Source organism: Thermostichus sp. MS-CIW-30 (genome assembly GCF_054058015.1).
Window position 1 is genome coordinate 1 of sequence record NZ_JBSRZW010000028.1, and the last position, 17664, is coordinate 17664.

19 protein-coding genes, 1 tRNA gene and 1 pseudogene are annotated in these 17664 nt (G+C 57.7%); 9 read left to right on the top strand and 12 right to left on the bottom strand.

All coding sequences use genetic code 11. The features are described 5' to 3' along the window. The 4 genes and pseudogenes from ACVWXW_RS11545 to ACVWXW_RS11560 all read right to left on the bottom strand — a co-directional run. Positions 1-139 (bottom strand): annotated as a pseudogene (locus ACVWXW_RS11545) (RNA-guided endonuclease TnpB family protein); the annotation flags it as partial. A 247-nt stretch (positions 140-386) separates the two neighbouring features. Then, positions 387-460, bottom strand: a tRNA-Pro gene (locus tag ACVWXW_RS11550). 98 nt (positions 461-558) lie between these two features. Then, positions 559-972, bottom strand: coding sequence for an NfeD family protein (locus ACVWXW_RS11555; protein WP_414346738.1), 414 nt, complete (start codon positions 970-972; stop codon positions 559-561). 103 nt (positions 973-1075) lie between these two features. After that, positions 1076-1315 carry a hypothetical protein gene (locus ACVWXW_RS11560; protein WP_011433611.1) on the bottom strand — a complete coding sequence of 80 codons (240 nt, stop codon included), beginning with the start codon at positions 1313-1315 and terminating at the stop codon, positions 1076-1078. A gap of 140 nt (positions 1316-1455) precedes the next feature. On the opposite strand from ACVWXW_RS11560, the gene ACVWXW_RS11565 reads away from it, so the two are divergent. Continuing rightward, a complete protein-coding gene (locus ACVWXW_RS11565) occupies positions 1456-1650 on the top strand; it encodes a hypothetical protein (protein ID WP_457403921.1) in 195 nt (64 codons plus the stop codon). On the opposite strand, the gene ACVWXW_RS11570 is transcribed toward ACVWXW_RS11565, so the two are convergent. The 3 genes from ACVWXW_RS11570 to ACVWXW_RS11580 form a co-directional block, all read right to left on the bottom strand. Further along, positions 1626-2708, bottom strand: coding sequence for an SAM-dependent methyltransferase (locus ACVWXW_RS11570; protein WP_457403922.1), 1083 nt, complete (start codon positions 2706-2708; stop codon positions 1626-1628). The two genes, ACVWXW_RS11565 and ACVWXW_RS11570, sit on opposite strands and share 25 nt — an antisense overlap. Next, on the bottom strand, positions 2705-3307 hold the full coding sequence (gene leuD, locus ACVWXW_RS11575; protein WP_457403924.1) for a 3-isopropylmalate dehydratase small subunit: 603 nt from the start codon (positions 3305-3307) through the stop codon (positions 2705-2707). The genes ACVWXW_RS11570 and leuD overlap by 4 nt, the downstream gene beginning before the upstream one ends. 107 nt (positions 3308-3414) lie before the next feature. Further along, positions 3415-3741, bottom strand: coding sequence for a phasin family protein (locus ACVWXW_RS11580; RefSeq protein WP_011433607.1), 327 nt, complete (start codon positions 3739-3741; stop codon positions 3415-3417). 42 nt (positions 3742-3783) lie between these two features. Here ACVWXW_RS11580 and ACVWXW_RS11585 point away from each other — a divergent pair, with 42 nt between their 5' ends. Both ACVWXW_RS11585 and ACVWXW_RS11590 read left to right on the top strand, forming a co-directional pair. Then, entirely contained in the window at positions 3784-4131 is a 348-nt protein-coding gene (locus tag ACVWXW_RS11585) for a hypothetical protein (RefSeq protein WP_457403925.1), read from the top strand. Next, a complete protein-coding gene (locus ACVWXW_RS11590; protein WP_457403927.1) occupies positions 4128-4604 on the top strand; it encodes an urease accessory protein UreE in 477 nt (158 codons plus the stop codon). The genes ACVWXW_RS11585 and ACVWXW_RS11590 overlap by 4 nt, the downstream gene beginning before the upstream one ends. A 43-nt stretch (positions 4605-4647) precedes the next feature. Here ACVWXW_RS11590 and ACVWXW_RS11595 read toward each other — a convergent pair whose 3' ends face one another. Both ACVWXW_RS11595 and ACVWXW_RS11600 read right to left on the bottom strand, forming a co-directional pair. Further along, positions 4648-5352 carry a Uma2 family endonuclease gene (locus ACVWXW_RS11595; RefSeq protein WP_041436634.1) on the bottom strand — a complete coding sequence of 235 codons (705 nt, stop codon included), beginning with the start codon at positions 5350-5352 and terminating at the stop codon, positions 4648-4650. Between the two features lie 177 nt (positions 5353-5529). Continuing rightward, positions 5530-7458, bottom strand: coding sequence for a S9 family peptidase (locus tag ACVWXW_RS11600; protein ID WP_457403928.1), 1929 nt, complete (start codon positions 7456-7458; stop codon positions 5530-5532). A gap of 383 nt (positions 7459-7841) precedes the next feature. On the opposite strand from ACVWXW_RS11600, the gene urtA reads away from it, so the two are divergent. The 6 genes from urtA (at position 7842) to mnmH (ending at position 14620) form a co-directional block, all read left to right on the top strand. Next, the gene (urtA, locus tag ACVWXW_RS11605) at positions 7842-9116 is read left to right on the top strand and encodes an urea ABC transporter substrate-binding protein (RefSeq protein ID WP_457403929.1); all 1275 of its coding nucleotides are present in this window, start codon (positions 7842-7844) and stop codon (positions 9114-9116) included. A 104-nt stretch (positions 9117-9220) separates the two neighbouring features. Then, entirely contained in the window at positions 9221-10378 is a 1158-nt protein-coding gene (gene urtB / locus ACVWXW_RS11610) for an urea ABC transporter permease subunit UrtB (RefSeq protein WP_457403930.1), read from the top strand. A gap of 3 nt (positions 10379-10381) precedes the next feature. Then, a complete protein-coding gene (gene urtC, locus ACVWXW_RS11615) occupies positions 10382-11590 on the top strand; it encodes an urea ABC transporter permease subunit UrtC (protein WP_457403931.1) in 1209 nt (402 codons plus the stop codon). A gap of 179 nt (positions 11591-11769) precedes the next feature. Beyond that, positions 11770-12537 (top strand): urea ABC transporter ATP-binding protein UrtD, encoded by a 768-nt coding sequence (gene urtD, locus ACVWXW_RS11620; RefSeq protein ID WP_457403932.1) that lies wholly within the window; start codon positions 11770-11772, stop codon positions 12535-12537. A 34-nt stretch (positions 12538-12571) separates the two neighbouring features. Continuing rightward, on the top strand, positions 12572-13336 hold the full coding sequence (urtE, locus tag ACVWXW_RS11625; RefSeq protein ID WP_011433598.1) for an urea ABC transporter ATP-binding subunit UrtE: 765 nt from the start codon (positions 12572-12574) through the stop codon (positions 13334-13336). A 219-nt stretch (positions 13337-13555) separates the two neighbouring features. Beyond that, complete coding sequence (gene mnmH, locus ACVWXW_RS11630) at positions 13556-14620, top strand: tRNA 2-selenouridine(34) synthase MnmH (RefSeq protein ID WP_457403933.1); 1065 nt, start codon at positions 13556-13558, stop codon at positions 14618-14620. On the opposite strand, the gene ACVWXW_RS11635 is transcribed toward mnmH, so the two are convergent. From ACVWXW_RS11635 to ACVWXW_RS11645, 3 genes are all read right to left on the bottom strand, one after another. Further along, entirely contained in the window at positions 14613-15416 is an 804-nt protein-coding gene (locus tag ACVWXW_RS11635) for a M55 family metallopeptidase (protein WP_414331638.1), read from the bottom strand. The genes mnmH and ACVWXW_RS11635 overlap by 8 nt on opposite strands. A gap of 192 nt (positions 15417-15608) precedes the next feature. After that, complete coding sequence (locus ACVWXW_RS11640) at positions 15609-16643, bottom strand: amidohydrolase family protein (RefSeq protein ID WP_414357521.1); 1035 nt, start codon at positions 16641-16643, stop codon at positions 15609-15611. A 127-nt stretch (positions 16644-16770) separates the two neighbouring features. Beyond that, on the bottom strand, positions 16771-17649 hold the full coding sequence (locus ACVWXW_RS11645; protein ID WP_457403934.1) for an isoaspartyl peptidase/L-asparaginase: 879 nt from the start codon (positions 17647-17649) through the stop codon (positions 16771-16773). Between the last annotated feature and the right edge of the window lie 15 nt (positions 17650-17664).

A 17664-nucleotide genomic window follows, 5' to 3' on the forward strand; every position in this document is an offset into this window, starting at 1 on the left:
CGGCGTTGGCGACTTTCTCCGGCGTGTTCTGGTTGACCCAGTTCAAGGCTTGGCCAAAAGCCTCCAAAGTCGCGTCCAATTTGGCGGCCTGCGACGGGGACACCTTGAGCTTGCAGGATACGGTCAGGACTTGGGTCATGGTTCTATCATAACTTCCGCATTCCTCCCGGCACTGACCCTACGGGTACAGTGCGGGGCTCCTGCGATTTCTAGCTGATCCGCCCATTTCTTTCATGGCATCGAAGAATCGAAGAGTTTGCTTCTTGCGCCTTCAAGACAAAGACTGCACCCCTGCCGATAGATGCGGGTTTTGGCTGCGGGGCTCTGGATAGGTGGGAAACTCTCGGTCAATAGCGTAAACGGCTCAATTCCCGTCGCAGTCAGGATCGGGATGACAGGATTTGAACCTGCGGCCCTCTGCTCCCAAAGCAGATGCGCTACCAAGCTGCGCTACATCCCGGCTTAGCTTTTGTGATTATGCCAGATCCCCGCCTCTGATGCACACCCAAGCAGGGATCCCTCGCTCAAGGCAACAAGGGAAACAAACATTTGTCCAGGTCAGGACTTGAGCATCTTGGCCGGCATGACAATGAGGGTATTCCCCTGTCGCTCCACCACGTAGAGCTCCTGCCCGGCTTGGATTTCCAGGTTGGGAATGCTGCACTTGGCGTTCCAGGTGGAACCCAGATAAGAAACCCGCCCCCGTTCGCCTGGGGGAATGGGGGTGATTGCCCGCGCCTCGCGAGATTCCTCTACCTGAACCGATCCATGGGGCACCAGACGGCGGCTGAGGATAATCAACACCACCGATGCCCCAATCCAGCTGGCAAATTGTACCCAGATCGGCAGCCCCAAATAAGCCAAAAGCCCCGCCAAGAGCGCCGCCAGCCCCACCGAGCCGGCAACCAATTCTGGCAAAAACAATTCGGCAGAAATGAGGACTAACCCAATGATGATCCAAGGCCAAACCATAGAATCCAGGGATCCCACCTAACTCAGTATGGCTCAAAAGTATGGCTCAAAACCCCTGGATCCTCAGCAGGGATCCCTTGTCCTTAGGGAGACTGGTTGGGGCCTACCCGCCCAAGCGGTAGTTCTCCAAAAACTGCAGGGGATCCATCTCCTCCTGAGGGGAGCTTTTGGGCAGGTTCTTGGATTCGGCAATCCGCATCAAGGTCTCCCAGTCGGTGCTCATGACAAAGGCCACGGCTTGGCGAGCCGCCTCTCGGTGGGGGCAGTCCTCTCCCAAGACACAGCCATCTCGACAGAGGGTGGCGCAATCGTGCGCAGTGCTCCTGGGATCCGGGCCAGCCATGATGTCTTCCTCTCGGTGGGTTTCACGTTTTCTTTAGGATACCTGAAGAGAATCTTGCGCTTGCAGGAGATTTTGGGCAGCGCGGGTAGCTTAGATGAGGAAATGAGGCGACAAGACCTGTTCAAGCGCAGAGGAGCCTTATGGAGTTTTCGCAATTGCAAGCGCTGGTGGATCGAGCGCTGGAAGACAAAAAGCTCACCCGCACAGAGGTGGATCAAATCGTCAACGCCATCCGGGCCGACGGCAAAATCTCCCCCGAAGAGATAGGCTTGCTGGAGTCCATTCGCGAAATGGTGCTCCGTCGGGAGATTCAGGTGGTGGAAACGGCAGATTGAGGGGCAGGGATCCCCTGTTGCAAGTAGAGGGTGACTTCGCTGCGATTGTGAAACAGGTGGCGGGCTCTCACCAGGGGGAAGGCACTACCCAAAATCTCCAGACTTTGCCGCAGCACCCGCAGGCGGTGTTGGTGGGGTAGCTTCAGGGTCATCACAGCTCTCCCCTGTGGCTCCAGATGGGGAGCAAAAGCCACCATCAGGTGGGCGGAAGCCGGGCCATCCATGCGCATGTCGTTGAGGATCAGGTGAAACCGGCCTGGGCCACGGGCCAAGTAGGCTTGGGCGCTGAGGCGATGGTGGCAGATCCCCGGATCTTGGCTGAGGCGCTCGTCCAAGTCCGCCGGATCCACTGCCGTGACCTGCTGGCCATATAGGCGCAAAATGCGCGACCATCCCCCCGGTGCTGCCCCCAGATCCAGAGCCTGTCCCCCCGGCACCAAGGGAATCTGAAACACCTGGATGGCCTCCAGCAGCTTAAACTCGGAGCGGCTGATCTGCTCTGGATCCCGCCGAAAGCGATGGATCCCACCGGCCCAGTTGGAGAGGTTCTGGGCAGCCAAGGATAGGCCCAGCCAAGCGCGAATGCCCATCGGTTGAGCCAGGATCACCACCGAGATTACCTGCTGTGGGTCTTTGACCTCCAGGGGGGATCCCACCGCTGCCATCACCTGTTCGGCCAGGGTTTCATTGACCTGGAAGGGCTTGAGAGCCGGCTCTCCAAACAGGCGCGTCTGAACCGAAAAGCTGAGGGCGGGGTCAATGGCTGCCAACATTTCCCCATCAAGGCGCAATTCAACTAAGGATCCCTCGGCCAGCCGCCGTTCTTGGTGAATGGGGCAGATGTGGCGTAAAAAAATGGGCGGGTCAGCTTGCCAAGCCTCAGCCAGGTCAGCAAATGAGCGTTGGCTGCATACCCACACCAAGCCAGGTGCTTCCTTTAGCCGCTGCACGGCAGCCTCTGGATCCGCAGCTTCTATCTCCCGGATCGCCAAATCCAGAAAATCTGGGTCAGCACTGCCCAGCCATGTATGGGTATCAGGGGGGAGAGGATTGCTCAACGGGCTCGCTGCCAACGCAGGTAGGGTAAAGAAGCGGCTACTTGCTGAATCTGGGCTTGGGCGGCCAGCAGTTGTCCTGTGGCGTCCCAGGTGCCCTGCACCAGCATTTGCCAGGCTCCCTGGGGGATCTCCACAGCAGCGGTATTTGCCTCCCAGCGCACCTGTTTGTTGGGCAGATCCAGCGTCAACTGGAGCTGGGGATCCTCGGCCACCGCCTTCTGCAGAGCTTGAATCACAGCCGGGGGTGCCGTGACACAAGGGATCCCTAGGGCCAAGCAGTTGCCGAAGAAAATCTCGGCAAAGCTTTCACCGATGAGAGCGCGGATCCCCCATTTGGCCAGCGCTTGGGGGGCATGCTCCCGGCTGGAGCCACAGCCAAAATTGGCATTGACCACGAGGATCTGGGCTCCCTGGTACTGAGGCTGATCGAAGGGGTGTTGGCCGGGATCCTGGGCGCGGTCGTCGGCAAACACGTGCTGGCCCAAGCCGTCGAAGGTGACGCACTTCAAAAAGCGGGCCGGGATAATCCGATCGGTGTCGATGTCGTTGCCCAGCAGGGGGATCCCTCGGCCTGTGATGGTCAAAACTTCGCTTGGCATGGGAACTTGATGAATTCTCCCAGAGAGGACTTCAGGGTATCGCAACGTTCGGCAAAACCCTGCCCAACGGCAAAGGAAAGCCGGCAAAAGGGGAAGGCTCAGCTCGGCTACCGGCGGTAAACCTGATTCTCCAAATTGCGCACCTGCCGCTCCAGCCGATCCAGCCGCCCCCGCAGCTCGTCCATTTCCGATTGGCGGGGCACGCCCAGATCCTGCAGGACGTTGCGCACCTGCCGCTGAACGTAGGATTCAAAGTTACTCTGCTCGGCCTTCACCTGGTTGAGCAGGTTGTTGATGACATTGGATGCCTCTTCTGGGTTGAGCTGCCCCTTCTGCACCAAGTCGTCGGCAGCCTTTCTCAACTGTTCTGCCAGCAGAGTGGTTGTGCCCACGCCCATTAGCAAGAGCTGACGTAAGATACTGTTGTTGTCCAATGCTGCCCTCCAGAGGACACTTCGCGAACGGTACGGGCCTCCATGACTACCCATTTTCCTCAGTTTGCCCTCAACTTCGCAACCGGCTCGGCCAGTTTCTCCCTTTCGCCAGAGGTGGCACAACAATGGCACAAGGCCCTGCAAATCCTCTTGGAGCGGCTCAAGGTTCGCTCGGGCAGCTCCCGGCAGCAGCCTCAGGATCCGGTTGAGTTTCATCATTCTGCTGCCGACTTCTCTTTGGAGATGTTCTGCAACCCCAACATCTGGGCTGGCCCCCACGCAGCCAAGGTCTTGGTTACTGTGAAAACGGAAGGGCTGCGCTTTTCCACTGAGGTGGAGTTCTCTCGCCTTCAAGAAGACCTCAGCCAGTATCTGGAGTCCCTAACATGAGCGAAGATGCCCATGCTGCGGGAGAGGAGCCCGCGGCCATTACGGTGACGCAACTGCTGGACGAGCCGCCAGAGGGGATCCCCGGCCAATTGGAAGTGGTTGCCCTCACTTGGCACGACCGCCAGCGATCCCGGCAACGGCTGGTGAGCGATCGGGGCACCGAGATCCAGTTGATGCTGCCTCGGGGCACCCATCTTCACGATGGGGATCTGCTCTATGCGGATGCGCAGCGACACATTCGGGTCAGAGCCCAACCCGAACCGGTGCTCTTGATTCAACCTGAAAACCCCATCCAGATGGGCCAGGTGATTCATCAACTGGGCAATTGGCACCGCCCGGCCCACGTTTCCCTCCAAGGACAGATCCTGGCGCTGGCCGATGATCCCCTGCAGGACTGGCTGGCCCACATGGGGATCCCGTTTCGGTTGGAGATGGCTGTCTTCGAGCCCAACCTGTTGGCCCACAGCCATTAACCTGAGCCTTTGCGAGCGCAAACCCGTCCCTCCGACTCATGGCCTAGGCTCCAGCCTCTGCTTCTCGGGTTGCCAACCGCGCTGCAAACTCTCGGTGTTCCTCCGACTCAATTCCCCTTTGCAGCACACCCAACACCTGCTGCATGTTGCCCGTCAGCAGCGCGTCCACGGCTAACCACAACCCCGGAAACACCCGACTGTACAAAACGCCCAACTCATTGGGCTGTTGCTGCACGTACTCTCCATTCTGGAAGACATACCAGCGAAAGGCTTGCTCTTGGGTTAGCCAGACCAGATATTCCCGCACGCCGTTGCGCCGGTAGGCCCGCAGCTTATCATGCAGGTCGTAGGAAGCTGTGCTGGCGGCAATCTCCACAATCAGCTCCGGTGCACCCTCAATGTAGTCATCCTCGCTAATGCGGGACTGTCCCCCACAAGATTCGTGCATCCGCAATATGGCATCTGGCTGCGGCTCATTGTCCAAGTCCAGGCGAACGGTTGGATTGCCCGCCGACTCAACCCCCGGCGTTGCTGCTTCATAAACTCCCAGCCAGGCCATGATGTGGCTGTGTGGTCTGCCATGTCGGCGATATCTGAGGGGAGATGCCACGTAAACAATTCCCTCAATCAGCTCGGCTTTTTTGAGCTGAGGCATGGCTTGATAGCGCCGTTCAAACTCATCGCGGGTGAGACGATCGCCGCTTTCTAAGATGGGCAGTTCACGGAAGGAAGGGCTACTGACGCTCATGACCAGCTCTCTTACCAGCAGTCGCGACAGTGTTGCGGAGCAATATCGATGACTCCATCCGGGTTGGCTGGTAAGTCCATCATAGAGGGGCTGCTCTGTCGCGACAGCGTTGTGGAGCAACAATGGGCCATAGATGGGACGGGATCCCTTTCTATTCGACCCATTGAGCAGTCATCATCAGGTGTCCAAGTTCTCGATCCGAACCGGCTCAAGAGGTTCTGCCAGCGGAAACCCCAACACCTGGGCATAAAAGTAAAGCTCTGCCTCCAAAGCCCGTTTGATGTTGGCCGCCTGGCGAAAGCCGTGTTGCTCTCCCTCGAAGGGCACATAGGCCACTGGGATCCCTTTGGCCCGTAGGGCTGCCACCATCCTCTCCGCCTGATTGGGGGGCACGATGGCGTCTTCCAACCCTTGGAAGAAGATAACCGGACAATTGAGGCCCTCCAGGTGATGAATGGGGGAACGCTCCCGGTAGAGATCCCGTCGCTCTGGGTAGGGGCCAATAAGGCTGTCCAAGTAGCGAGACTCGAACTTGTGGGTCTCCTGGGCCAGGGCTTCCAGATCGCTCACCCCGTAGTAGCTGGCACCTGCTCGGAAGACCCTGTGGAAGGTCAAGGCCGCCAACGTGGTATAGCCGCCAGCGCTGCCCCCTTGAATGAGCAGCCGTTCCCCATCCACCTTGCCCTGTTCTGCCAAAAATTGAGCTCCGGCAATGCAATCTTCCACATCCACCAGGCCCCACCGGCCTTTGAGGGCATCCCGATAGGCCCGTCCGTAGCCGCTGCTGCCCCGGTAGTTCACATCCAAAACGGCAATCCCCCGACTGGTCCAGTATTGGATCCCTAGGTTGAGCACCGCTGCCGTCGCTCCGGTGGGCCCGCCGTGGCTTTTCACCAGCAGGGGTGGCTTTTCGCCAGCAGGGGCAACAAAGTCTCGGTTTTTGGGGGGATAGAAGAAGGCGTAGGCCACTTCCTTGCCGCCACCGGTGGGAAAAACAATGGGCTCTGGGATCGACAGATAGTCGGGATCCACCGCCACGCTGCTGGAACGGGCCACCACCTCCACTTGGCTGGAGGGTAAGTCTAGGCAGACCAAGGCAGTGGCTTCCGTCGGGGATCCGGCCAGGAAAGCGGCTTTTTCCCCACTTACCTGCAGATTGTGGATCTCGGTGTAGGGCAAAGGGATCTCTTCCTGTTGCCCCGACTGGGGATCCAGGTAGGCCAAATGGCACAGACCCCCCTGTTGGTAGCAGGCCAGAATGCGCCCATCCCCAGCAAAGCCGTAGGTGCTCAGGCCAAACACCCACTGCGGCTCTCCAAACTCCGCTTCCATAGGGCAGAGGGGAATGGGGCCCTGGGGATCCCAGCGATAGAGGTTCCACCAGCCGCTGCAATCGGAAACAAAGTAGAGATCCCCCTCCGGTGACCACTGGGGCTGGAAGATCGACTCGGCAGGGCCACCGGCCAGCTTTTGAGGTTCTCCCAAGCTGCCGTCAGGGTTCACCTCAGACCGCCACAGCTCTGTGCCGTCCCAGGGCATTTGGGGGTGATCCCAGGTCAGCCATACCAAGGTCTGGCCGTCTGGACTGAGGCGCGGGCTGGCGTAGAAGTCGTGCCCAGAAGCCAAAATCTGCTGGGATCCGCTTTCCAAGTCAATCGAGACAAGGCTGTTTTCCGGCTCTCCCTGGCGGCTGTGATCTTCCCGCACACAGAGGATGCGTCCACGCGCCCGATCCACCACCCCGTCGGCGTAGCGATAGGGGCCTGCTTCCGTCAGGGGCTGGGGATCCGAACCCGGCAGCAGGCGGTAGAGCCGTTGGTCAGCGAAGTTGCAAAAATACACTACCCCTGCCGACACCCAATAAGCTCCACCCCCATACTCATGCACCCGTGTCCGCACATTGAAAGGTGCCGGTGTCAGCTCCACCAGGATCCCGTCGGCAGAGCGCCGCATCAACACATTGCGCCCTTTTTCTTGCGGGCGGCCCTCCGTCCAGTAGAGATCCCCCTGATCCCAAACCATCTGTCCCAAGCGCAGGGATCCCGTCACCACCAGGTCAGCGGTAATCGGGGATCGCCAAGATCCATAGCCGGCCTGTTGCACCATAAGCTATTAACTCTCAACTAATTCTCGACCCCAGAACCCCTATTATGCCGGCAGCAAGGGATCCCTGCCTCTGCCTACAGCCTGTGGGGAAAGGGCTCGGATTCTGGGAAAAGGTATCCCGCGATACAATTCTCTCCGGGCTGAATGGGTTTGATGGAACACGTTAAGGCAACAGGGATGCACAACGCTTTCTCGACTGCAGGATTAGCCTTTCCCCTGTTGACGTTGGGAAGGCATTCGGTGAAAGCCTCAGCCGACTGCAGTTGGGCAAATTTAACACATGGGCGAGGTGATGAGCTAGGTGCTTCCCCCCGTTGGCCGGGCTGCTGCAACAACTGGACTTCTTAATACCCTTTGCACTCACTTCGTTTCGGAGATCACCGATGGCTCTATCATTTAATCGTCGTCAAGTGCTGAAAATGGGCGCTCTGGCCGGAGCCGGGGCTGCCCTGGGGCCGCAGATCTGGGTGAAGCGGTCTGTGCCCGCCTACGCCCAGGGAGAGACCATTCGCGTTGGCATTTTGCACTCCCTCAGCGGCACCATGGCCATTTCGGAAACCAGCGTGGTGGATGCGGAAAAGCTGGCTATCAAAGAGATCAATGCCGCCGGTGGGGTTTTGGGCAAGCAGATCGAGCCGATTATCGAGGACGGGGCTTCCGATTGGCCAACCTTTGCCGAGAAAGCCACCAAATTGATCGATGTGGACAAGGTGGCAACGGTGTTTGGATGCTGGACTTCGGCCAGTCGCAAAGCCGTGTTGCCGGTGTTTGAATCCAAGCAGCACCTGCTCTGGTATCCCGTGCAGTACGAAGGACAAGAGTGCTCCAAAAACATCTTCTACACCGGCGCTGCCCCCAACCAGCAGATCGAGCCTTCCGTGGAATGGCTGCTCAACAATAAAGGTAAAGAGTTCTTCCTGGTGGGATCCGACTATGTGTTCCCCCGCACGGCCAACACCATCATCAAGGCCCAGTTGGAAGCCCTGGGGGGCAAAGTGGTGGGTGAAGACTATCTGCCTTTGGGCAACACAGAAGTTACCCCCATCATCAGCAAGATCCGGGCCGCTCTTCCCAATGGCGGTGTGATCTACAACAGCTTGAACGGCGACAGCAACGTGGCCTTTTTCAAACAACTGGAAGGGGCAGGGCTGGGGCCAGATCGTTATCCTTCCATGTCCGTCAGCATTGCCGAAGAAGAGGTGCAGGCCATTGGCCCCGAATTTTTGGAAGGGCACTTCGCCGCCTGGAACTACTTTATGACGGTGGATACGCCTGCCAACAAGAAGTTTGTGGAGGCTTTCAAGGCAGAATACGGCCAAAACCGCGTCACCAACGACCCGATGGAAGCCGCCTACATCATGGTTTACATCTGGAAGCAGGCAGTGGAAAAAGCGGGAACAGTGGAAATCGACGCCGTGCGGCAGGCAGCCTATGGCCAGACCTTTGATGCCCCAGAAGGCTTGGTAACCATGAACACCAATCACCACCTGACCAAGTATGTGCGGATCGGCCAGGTGCGCTCTGACGGTTTGTTTGATGTCATCTTTTCTACGGATGCCGTGGAGCCGCAGCCCTGGAACCAGTTTGTGGCAGAGACCAAGGGCTTTGCCTGCGATTGGTCAGATCCGGCCAAGGGCGGTCGCTACAAAGTCAGCTAGTCCTGGCCAGGGCTGGGATCCCTTGCCGTTTGGATAGGGTCGGGGATCCCGCCTAGATGCTCGGTTAGCCTCCCTAGTTTAGTTGGAAGGAGGATCCCCTGCCGATGACCTTGCTCTTGGATAGCTTGTTTAACGGCCTTAGCATCGGCACCGTCTTGCTGATAGCCGCTCTGGGCTTAGCCATTGTTTTCGGCCTCATGGGGGTCATCAACATGGCCCATGGGGAGCTGATGATGTTGGGGGCCTACACCACTTTTGTGGTTCAAAATGCCTTTCGTCCCCTAGGGGATCCCTGGCGGGATCTGTATATCTTCCCGGCTTTGGTGGCAGCCTTTGCCGTCACTGCTCTGGTAGGGCTGGCCTTGGAGCGGGGGGTGATCCGCTTTTTGTATGGCCGACCCTTGGAGACCCTTTTGGCCACCTGGGGCGTGAGCCTGATCCTGCAGCAGTTTGTGCGCAGCGTCAATTGGGTGCTGGCTTTCCGCTTGGGGGCCTTCGCGGTGCTCTTTTTTGGCGGCTGGTGGCTCTTGGCCAGGCGAACGGATTGGCCGCGCCTCAAAGGGTGGACACTGGCGCTGCTGTTGGTGCTCTCCACGGCCATTGCATCGGTGGGGGGGCGGGTGCTGGCGCAAACCTGTGCTTTGGCGGTTACCCAGCCTTGGTTCGGCGCCCAGAACAAAGACGTGACGGCTCCCCGGTGGCTGGGGGGTGGGATCCCGGTGGGCAGCCTGTTTTTGCCCAATACCCGCCTGTTTATCATCGCCCTCACTGTCTTCTGCATCCTAGGGCTGTACTTCTTCTTGCAGCGCACCCGCTGGGGGCTGCGCATCCGGGCGGTTACCCAGAATCGGGCCATGAGTGCCTGTGTAGGGATCCCCACGCAAAAGGTGGATGCCCTTACCTTTGCCATCGGTTCGGGTCTGGCGGGAGTAGCCGGCGTGGCGGTCAGCCTGCTGGGATCCGTGGGGCCGAACACCGGCCAGAACTACATCGTGGATACCTTTATGGTGGTCGTCGTGGGGGGTGTTGGTAAGCTCTTAGGCAGTATTGTGGCGGCGCTTGGGATCGGGATTGCCAACTTTGTCATCGGTTCCGGGACGCTGGCTTTGATTTTTCCCAACGTGCCCATCCTGACCGATACCCTCAACTTTTTTGCCACCACGAGCATGGCCAAGGTGATGGTCTTTGCTTTGATCGTGGCCTTTTTGCAGGTGCGACCTCGGGGCCTTTTCCCCGAAAAAGGTCGTATGGTGGATGCCTAGGGAATGATCTCGCTTGGCGAAAACTCTAGGACCAGACTCTCCATCTTCTACTCCCTCACAAAGCCCATGAAACTGGTTCATTCCCCCCGTGCTGATCATGAAGTGGCTGCTCCCGCCGCGGGTGGGGATCCCAATTCTTCTCGCAAGCTTCTGTGGGAGGCCGGGATCCTCATCGTTTTGGTGCTGGCCTTGATCTTTGTGGCCCCAACTGTGCTGTCTGGCTTTCGGCTCAACTTGTTGGGGCGGTTTCTGGCCCTCAGCATTGTAGCTTTGGGGATCGACCTCATCTGGGGCTATACCGGCATGCTCAGCCTGGGGCATGGGGTGTTCTTCGCCTTGGGGGGCTACGCTCTGGGGATGCACCTGAAATTGCAATTGCCGGAAGGTCAGATACCGGAGTTTTTCAGCCTCTATGGGGTAACGGAATTGCCCTGGTTTTGGTACCCCTTTTATTCGTTTCCGTTCACGGTTGTTGCTGTTGTCTTGATCCCGGCTTTGGTGGCAGCAGCCCTGGGATATTTGGTGGTGAGAAATCGCATTCGAGGGGTTTATTTCTCCATTCTAACTCAGGCCATCACGATTATTTTCTTTAACTTCTTCAACGGCCAACAGCGCTTAATTAATGGCACCAACGGCCTGACCAACTTCCAGACTTTGTTTGGCCTGGATGTCAACTCGTCCGAGATGCGCTTCGCTGTCTATGTCACTACAGTTCTGGCGGTGGTTTTGGCTTACCTTCTCTGTCGTTGGCTGACCAGCGGCCTATTCGGTCGGATCCTGGTAGCCATTCGAGATGACGAGCCGCGGGTTCGTTTTTCCGGCTACGATCCCACCGGCTTTAAAGTTCTGGTGTTTGCCGTGTCTGCTGCCCTGGCGGGTGTTGCCGGAGCTTTGTTTACCTTGCAAACTGGGATCATCTCTCCCAATGCGATGGCCGTTCCCTTTTCCATTGAGATGGTAATCTGGGTGGCGGTGGGCGGTCGGGCCAGTTTGGTGGGGGCGGTGCTGGGGGCTCTGTTGGTTAACTTTGCCAAGAGCTTGCTGAGCGAAAATTTTCCCGAAATTTGGTTGTTTTTCCAAGGGGGATTGTTCCTGCTGGTGGTGCTGGTGTTGCCGGATGGACTGGTGGGTTGGGTGCGCACCCAAGGCAGGCAGCTTTGGGTCACTGTCCAGCTTTGGCGCAGGCGCTTGGCAGATACTTCCCCAGCTTAAATCTGGCTTTCTGTCGATGTGCATCATACGCAAGGTGCAAGTTCAGAGTAAAAGGATCCCAGATCTGATGGGTAAGCCAGCGATGCCAAGTGTCCTCTCTTATTTATTTGATGGGTTGAGTTTGATGGGTTGAGAACCCTGTTCGCCCTCTGCCCTTTCCGTTCTTGGATGTGATCCCCATGCTTACTGCAGCTCCCACCGCCACCCGACAAATTTTACAAACCCAGGATCTCACCGTCAGCTTCGACGGCTTTAAGGCTTTAGATGGGTTGAACTTCTCTCTGGAGGAAGGGGAGCTGCGGGTGGTCATCGGTCCCAATGGGGCGGGTAAGACTACATTTCTCGATGTGCTGACGGGCAAGGTTAAGCCCACCCGAGGATGGGTGCTGTTCAAAGGAAAGGATCTGGCCAAGCTCAAGGAACACGAGATCTCGATTTTGGGTGTTGGGCGCAAGTTTCAGACGCCGCGGGTCTATCAAAACTTGAGCGTGCGAGAAAACTTGGAGCTATCCCTCAACCCTGACAAAAGGGTTTTTTCCACCCTATTGGGCAAAAAGCATCTGCGAGAAAAAACGGATGCTCTTTTGGAAACCATTGGCCTCAGCCGTAAGGATCGGGTTCCGGCAGGGCTGCTTTCCCACGGAGAAAAGCAATGGCTGGAGATCGGCATGGTGATTGCTCAAGATCCGGATTTGCTGCTGCTGGATGAATGCGTGGCCGGGATGACGGACAAAGAAACAGAAGCTACAGGAGAGTTAATTCAATCCTTAGCCCAAAGCCACACCATTTTGGTGATCGAACATGACATGGTGTTTGTACGACAAATTGCCCGCAAGGTTACCGTTTTACACCAAGGCTCGGTGCTGTGCGAAGGTACCTTTGAGGATGTGAAAAACGACCCGCGAGTGATTGAGGTCTATCTCGGATCCCACAAGGGGAAAAACTAAGCAAAGAGGCTATAGTTCTGTATCTAATCGACTCATGCGCAGGCCTATGAATACGGAAAACGCGACCGCAACACAAAACTTATCCCGAGATGGATCCGGGCCTCTCCTGGAGGTCTCCAACTTGAGGGTTTACTATGGTCAGAGTTTAATTGTGAAGGATCTCTCTTTTAAGATCTTTCCCGGCCAAGCGGTTTGCCTTCTGGGCCGCAATGGTATGGGCAAAACCACCACACTTAAAGCCCTGATGGGACTTCTGAAAGACTGCACAGGCAAAATTGCTTTTGAGGGCCGTCCTATCAACCATTACCCTCCCAATTGGCGAGCCCGCGCCGGTATTGGCTATGTACCCCAAGGTCGAGAGATATTTCCCCGCCTAACGGTTGAGGAAAACCTGCTGGTGGGGCTAGAAGCGGCACCGGACAGAGAACGGATCATACCTGAGTTTGTCTATGACCTATTCCCAATTCTGCGTTCTTTTCTTAAACGGCTGGGTGGGGATTTGAGCGGTGGGCAGCAGCAGCAACTGGCCATCGCCAGGGCTTTGGTGGCAGAGCCCAAACTTTTGCTCCTGGATGAGCCTACAGAAGGGATCCAACCCTCCATCATCATCGAGATTGAAGAAGCCATCACCCGTATTCAAAAGGAGCGGGGCGTTTCGGTGTTGCTGGTGGAGCAGTATTTTGAGTTTGCCCAAAGTCTGGCCGATTACTTTTATCTTATGGAAAATGGATCCCTTATCATGGAGGGGCCGACTGACCAAATGGACGAAGAAAAAGTCCGAGCTCACCTTTCTATCTGAGGTGGCACCTGGAGAGCCTGAAAACCTCTATAACTTTTTTGAGAGCGGCAAATGGCATCCTGCATGTTCCAGAGACCTTGCCTAAACTTTTGGAAAAGCGAGAAGTCCACCTGCGAGGGGATAGGCTAGGGTTAGCCCTGGGCTTCCTTGAGCAGCAGCGTTGGCTAAGCTAGAAACTGTTCAAGATTGCGCTAGCTTGCCATTTCCATCCACAGGTTTGTGTCTCCTCCGATTCACTTCACTGCAGAGCCCTGGCTGCACACCTACAGCGAAATTATCGATGTGCGCTCTCCGGCAGAGTTCGCAGAGGATCATTGGCCGGGAGCCATCAACTTGCCTGTACTCTACGATACAGAACGGGCGGAGGTGGGCACGCTCTACAAGCAGGTGGATCCCTTTACAGCCCGCAAACGAGGGGCAAGCTTGGTGGCCCAGAACATCAGTCGCCACTTGCAAACCCATTTTGCCGATAAAGATCGCGATTACCGGCCCCTAATCTACTGCTGGCGGGGAGGGCAGCGCTCTGCCAGCTTGGCATTGGTGTTGTCCCAGGTGGGCTGGCAGGTTACGGTTTTGCAAGGTGGCTACAAAACCTACCGGGCCTGGGTGCGCCGACAGCTGCAGATCTTGCCCCAGGAATTTACCTACCGAGTGCTCTGCGGACCAACAGGGAGCGGCAAAACCCAGTTGCTTCACCATCTGCGCCAACAGGGATCCCAAGTTCTCGATCTGGAAAAGCTGGCCTGTCACCGGGGATCCCTTCTGGGGGCCGAGTGGGGGGTGCCACAGCCCAGTCAGAAGAGCTTTGAAAGTCAACTGGTGCAGGTTTTTCTCCAGTGGGATCCCGCCAAGCCAGTCTGGGTGGAGGCTGAGAGTGCCAAAGTGGGCCAGCTCCATCTGCCCCCTGCCCTTTGGCAAGCCCTCACCCAAGCCGACTGTGTCGAAGTGCAGTTGCCTCTAGAGGAGCGGGTGAAGGGGCTGATCGCCCACTATCCCCACTGGATTGCTCACCCCCAAGCGCTGAAGGAAAAATTGCTGCCTCTGAAGTCCCGTCTTGGCCAGGCCCGCCTGCAGCGTTGGTTTGAGCTGATCGACGCCCAAGACTGGCCGCAGTTTGTGCAGGAGTTGCTGGAGCAGCACTACGACCCCACCTATCGACACGGGCTGCAGCAAAACTTCAATCGCCTTCGGGCCCGGATTGAGCTGTCTGACCTTTCCGAGACCAGCCTCAGGGAAGCTGCTGCTCGCCTCATCCAGATGCCGCTTGGATCCCTGGCTAGGTGAGCACGATAAACTCCAAAGCCCGCAACACCTCAAACCACTCGGAAACTTCCAGCCGAACCGTGGAATCGGCAATCCACCGGCAGCCGGGATAAAAAGACTTGCGGTAGGCCCGAGCGGGATCCTTGTAGTCCACTTCCAATTGAAAGTGATCCGGCAGTGGGCGAGGACGGTAGGCCGACAGCCGCCTCAGGGATCCCTCTACACCTTGGCGGATGGCCTGTAGAACCTGCTGCGGATGTGGCGTAATGACCGACTGGCCTATCCCTTTGTGGGTGACCACCGTCTCGATGTGGGCGTCATAAGCTTTCGCTGCGGCACACACCTCCGCATCTCCGGCTACAAACACAACTGGGACTCCCTCATAGGCAGCCGTGAGGCTGACCAGGTGAAACTCGGCGATGGCCTGGCCGTTCAGCCGGATTTGGCTAACTTCGGTGGTGTAGGTGTGGGCGAGGGGGTTGGCAGCAGATCCGGCGCGGGCATGATAGCCGATCAAGATCAGGGCGTTGTAACTGCGATCCAGCTCTTGCACCATACAGTAGGGGTGGCCGCTCCAGCCGCGGATGAGTTGCACCGGCTCCGGCAACCGTTCGGGGATGAGGTTCCGCCCGGAGTCATGGGCATCTTTGACTGTGATCTGCGTGGCTCCGGCAGCCAGGGATCCCTCACAAGCCGCGATCACTGCTCGGGTCATCTGCTCTCGGAATGCCTCGTAACCCGGCTGGCCGATGGTGGCCTCATCCCAATGGCTGATGCCGGCGATCCCTTCAATATCGGCACTGATATAGACCTTCATGCTTGGCTCAGTAGACTCAGCATTGGATTCTGTTGGGCTTCATCCACCCTCGGATGCCCCTCAGCATCGCTCTGGGCAAGGGATCCAAGCGGTTATTTCCCTTGCGAAAGCTGCCCCTGTCTCTGTTACGGATCCCTTCCCTATTCTCAAGAAGCTCGGATGAAGAATAAAGACTCCGTCCCGCTGAGGGGATCAGAGAGCCACCAAAGAAGCAGATACCCCCTGCTGTAACTCCGACAACAATGAGGCCGGACGCCCCTTATAGGGCCAGGCAAAAGCGTGACGAAAAGCTGCTTCCTGGCAGTGTTTGAGCTGCTCGAAATCGATAATGTCGTGGGTCAGCAGGTTCTCGTACTCAAACGGCAGGCGTACATTGTGCAAGCCGGCGTTGTCGGTGCAGATGGCGATATCCACCCCCGCCTCAAAGCAGCGGTCAAAGACAATCTTGAGGGGCTCCAAACTGGGTAGAGTTCCCGTTTTTAGATAGGTGGTGGGACAAACTTCCAGGCATTGGCCTCGCCGCGCCAGCTCCGGCAGCAATTCTGGATAGTGGAGGGGGATCTGAATGCCGTGGCCGATCCGCGAGACATAGGGCAGCAACTGTGGGTAGCAGCCATCCAAAGTTTCGTACAGGTGGGCAGTGGTTTTTAGGCCGCGGGCCAGCGCATACTTGAACAGCTCAATCCACTCGTCCATCCGTTCGCCGTAGGGCTTGTCTCCCCCGGCCAGGTCGATGGCACACACATACTCCGACTCAGCGGCAGCTTCCACCATGGCCCGGTTGATGTGGCTGGGCAGGCGTGAATGCAAACAGACGATCTGGGTGGTGACGATGGGATACTCTCGCTGCTGGCTGGCCTGCCCCACCGTCTCGATTACCTGGCGCATCTGCTTGAGGCGCTCCGCCTCATCCAGGCTGGGATCCGTGCGTAGGTAGGGGGTGTAGCGAATCTCTAGGTAGGCCAGATCCTCAAAGATGTAGGCTCCCCGCAGCAGGCGGTAGATAAAATAGGGCAGGGTTTCCAGGGTCTGCACCTGTTCCACCAGCGTGTGCAGCTCCAGGTAATCCTCGAGGGTGTTGCGCGGGCGGGTGTAGAACTCCTCAAACTCGGCATAGGTGGGAAAGCGCTCTGCCAAAGGGGATCCCTGGCGGTGAAAATAGCGCCACAGAATTCGGGGGACAACCGAACCGCCCAAATGACGGTGCAACTCCGCGTGAAGTGCCATAAACGCTCTACAGTGGCCCGCCAGGGGGCAGACTTGGTTTGTTTAAGTACTATTTCTACTCTTATCCTACTCTTATCCAACCGCCTCAGGCTTGTCCAGGTCTAATCCCGCAAGCCCGGCTAGAAGTTTAGATCGTCAAGCCGATCCCCTGCCCATCGTGGTAGGCGGCCAGCAGCAGGTCGGTGGTGGTATCCCAGGCAATCTCGCCCGAGCGCGATAGAGCAATGGCCCCAAAGGAGCGGCGACGTTGGCGGGCCTCTTGAAAAGACTTGGCCATGGCAGCCTTCAGGCTGAGGCCATCTTCCACTCGAATCACAATCCGCGCCGCCAAGCTCTCATCCAAAATATCTTCCCCGACACCGGTGCAACTGACTCCCGCCGCCGCACTGGCATAGGTTCCCGCTGGAGTGGCCGAATCGCTTACTCGCCCCACCCGTTCAAACCCCCGCCCGCCGGTGGAGGTGCCGGCACAGATTTGCCCCTGTTGATCCAGCGCCACCGCCCCCACCGTGCCCATGGCCAGAGCAGTGAGAACCCTAGTTGGGGGATGGGTTTGGCGCAACTGCACCCACTCTTGAACCCGATTGAGAGTGGCCGGGTCATAGACCGGCAACTGCAGCTCCCGCGCCAGCTCTGCTGCCCCTTGTTCGGCCACCACGCGATCCGGGCTTGATTGCAGAGCCTGGGCCATGAGGATGGGATGCTGAACTCGGCTGACGTTGATCACCCCGCTAAAAGACTGGGTGGCCCCGTTCATGAGAGCGGCGCTCATGCGGATTTGCCCATCCGATTGCAAGACCGACCCCGTCCCGGCATTGTAGAGCGGATCATCCTCCAGCAACTGGCAGGCATGCATCACCGCCGCCTCGGCACTCTGCCCAGCCAACAGCAGCTCGTAGGTGCTCTCCACCACCTGCTGCAGGGATCCCCTCACTTTTTCCAGGCTGCTTTCCCCTTCCAGGGCGCTGCCGGCTCCGCCGTGGATGATCAGTTTGGGCTGAGGCATGATGAGATCGGTTAC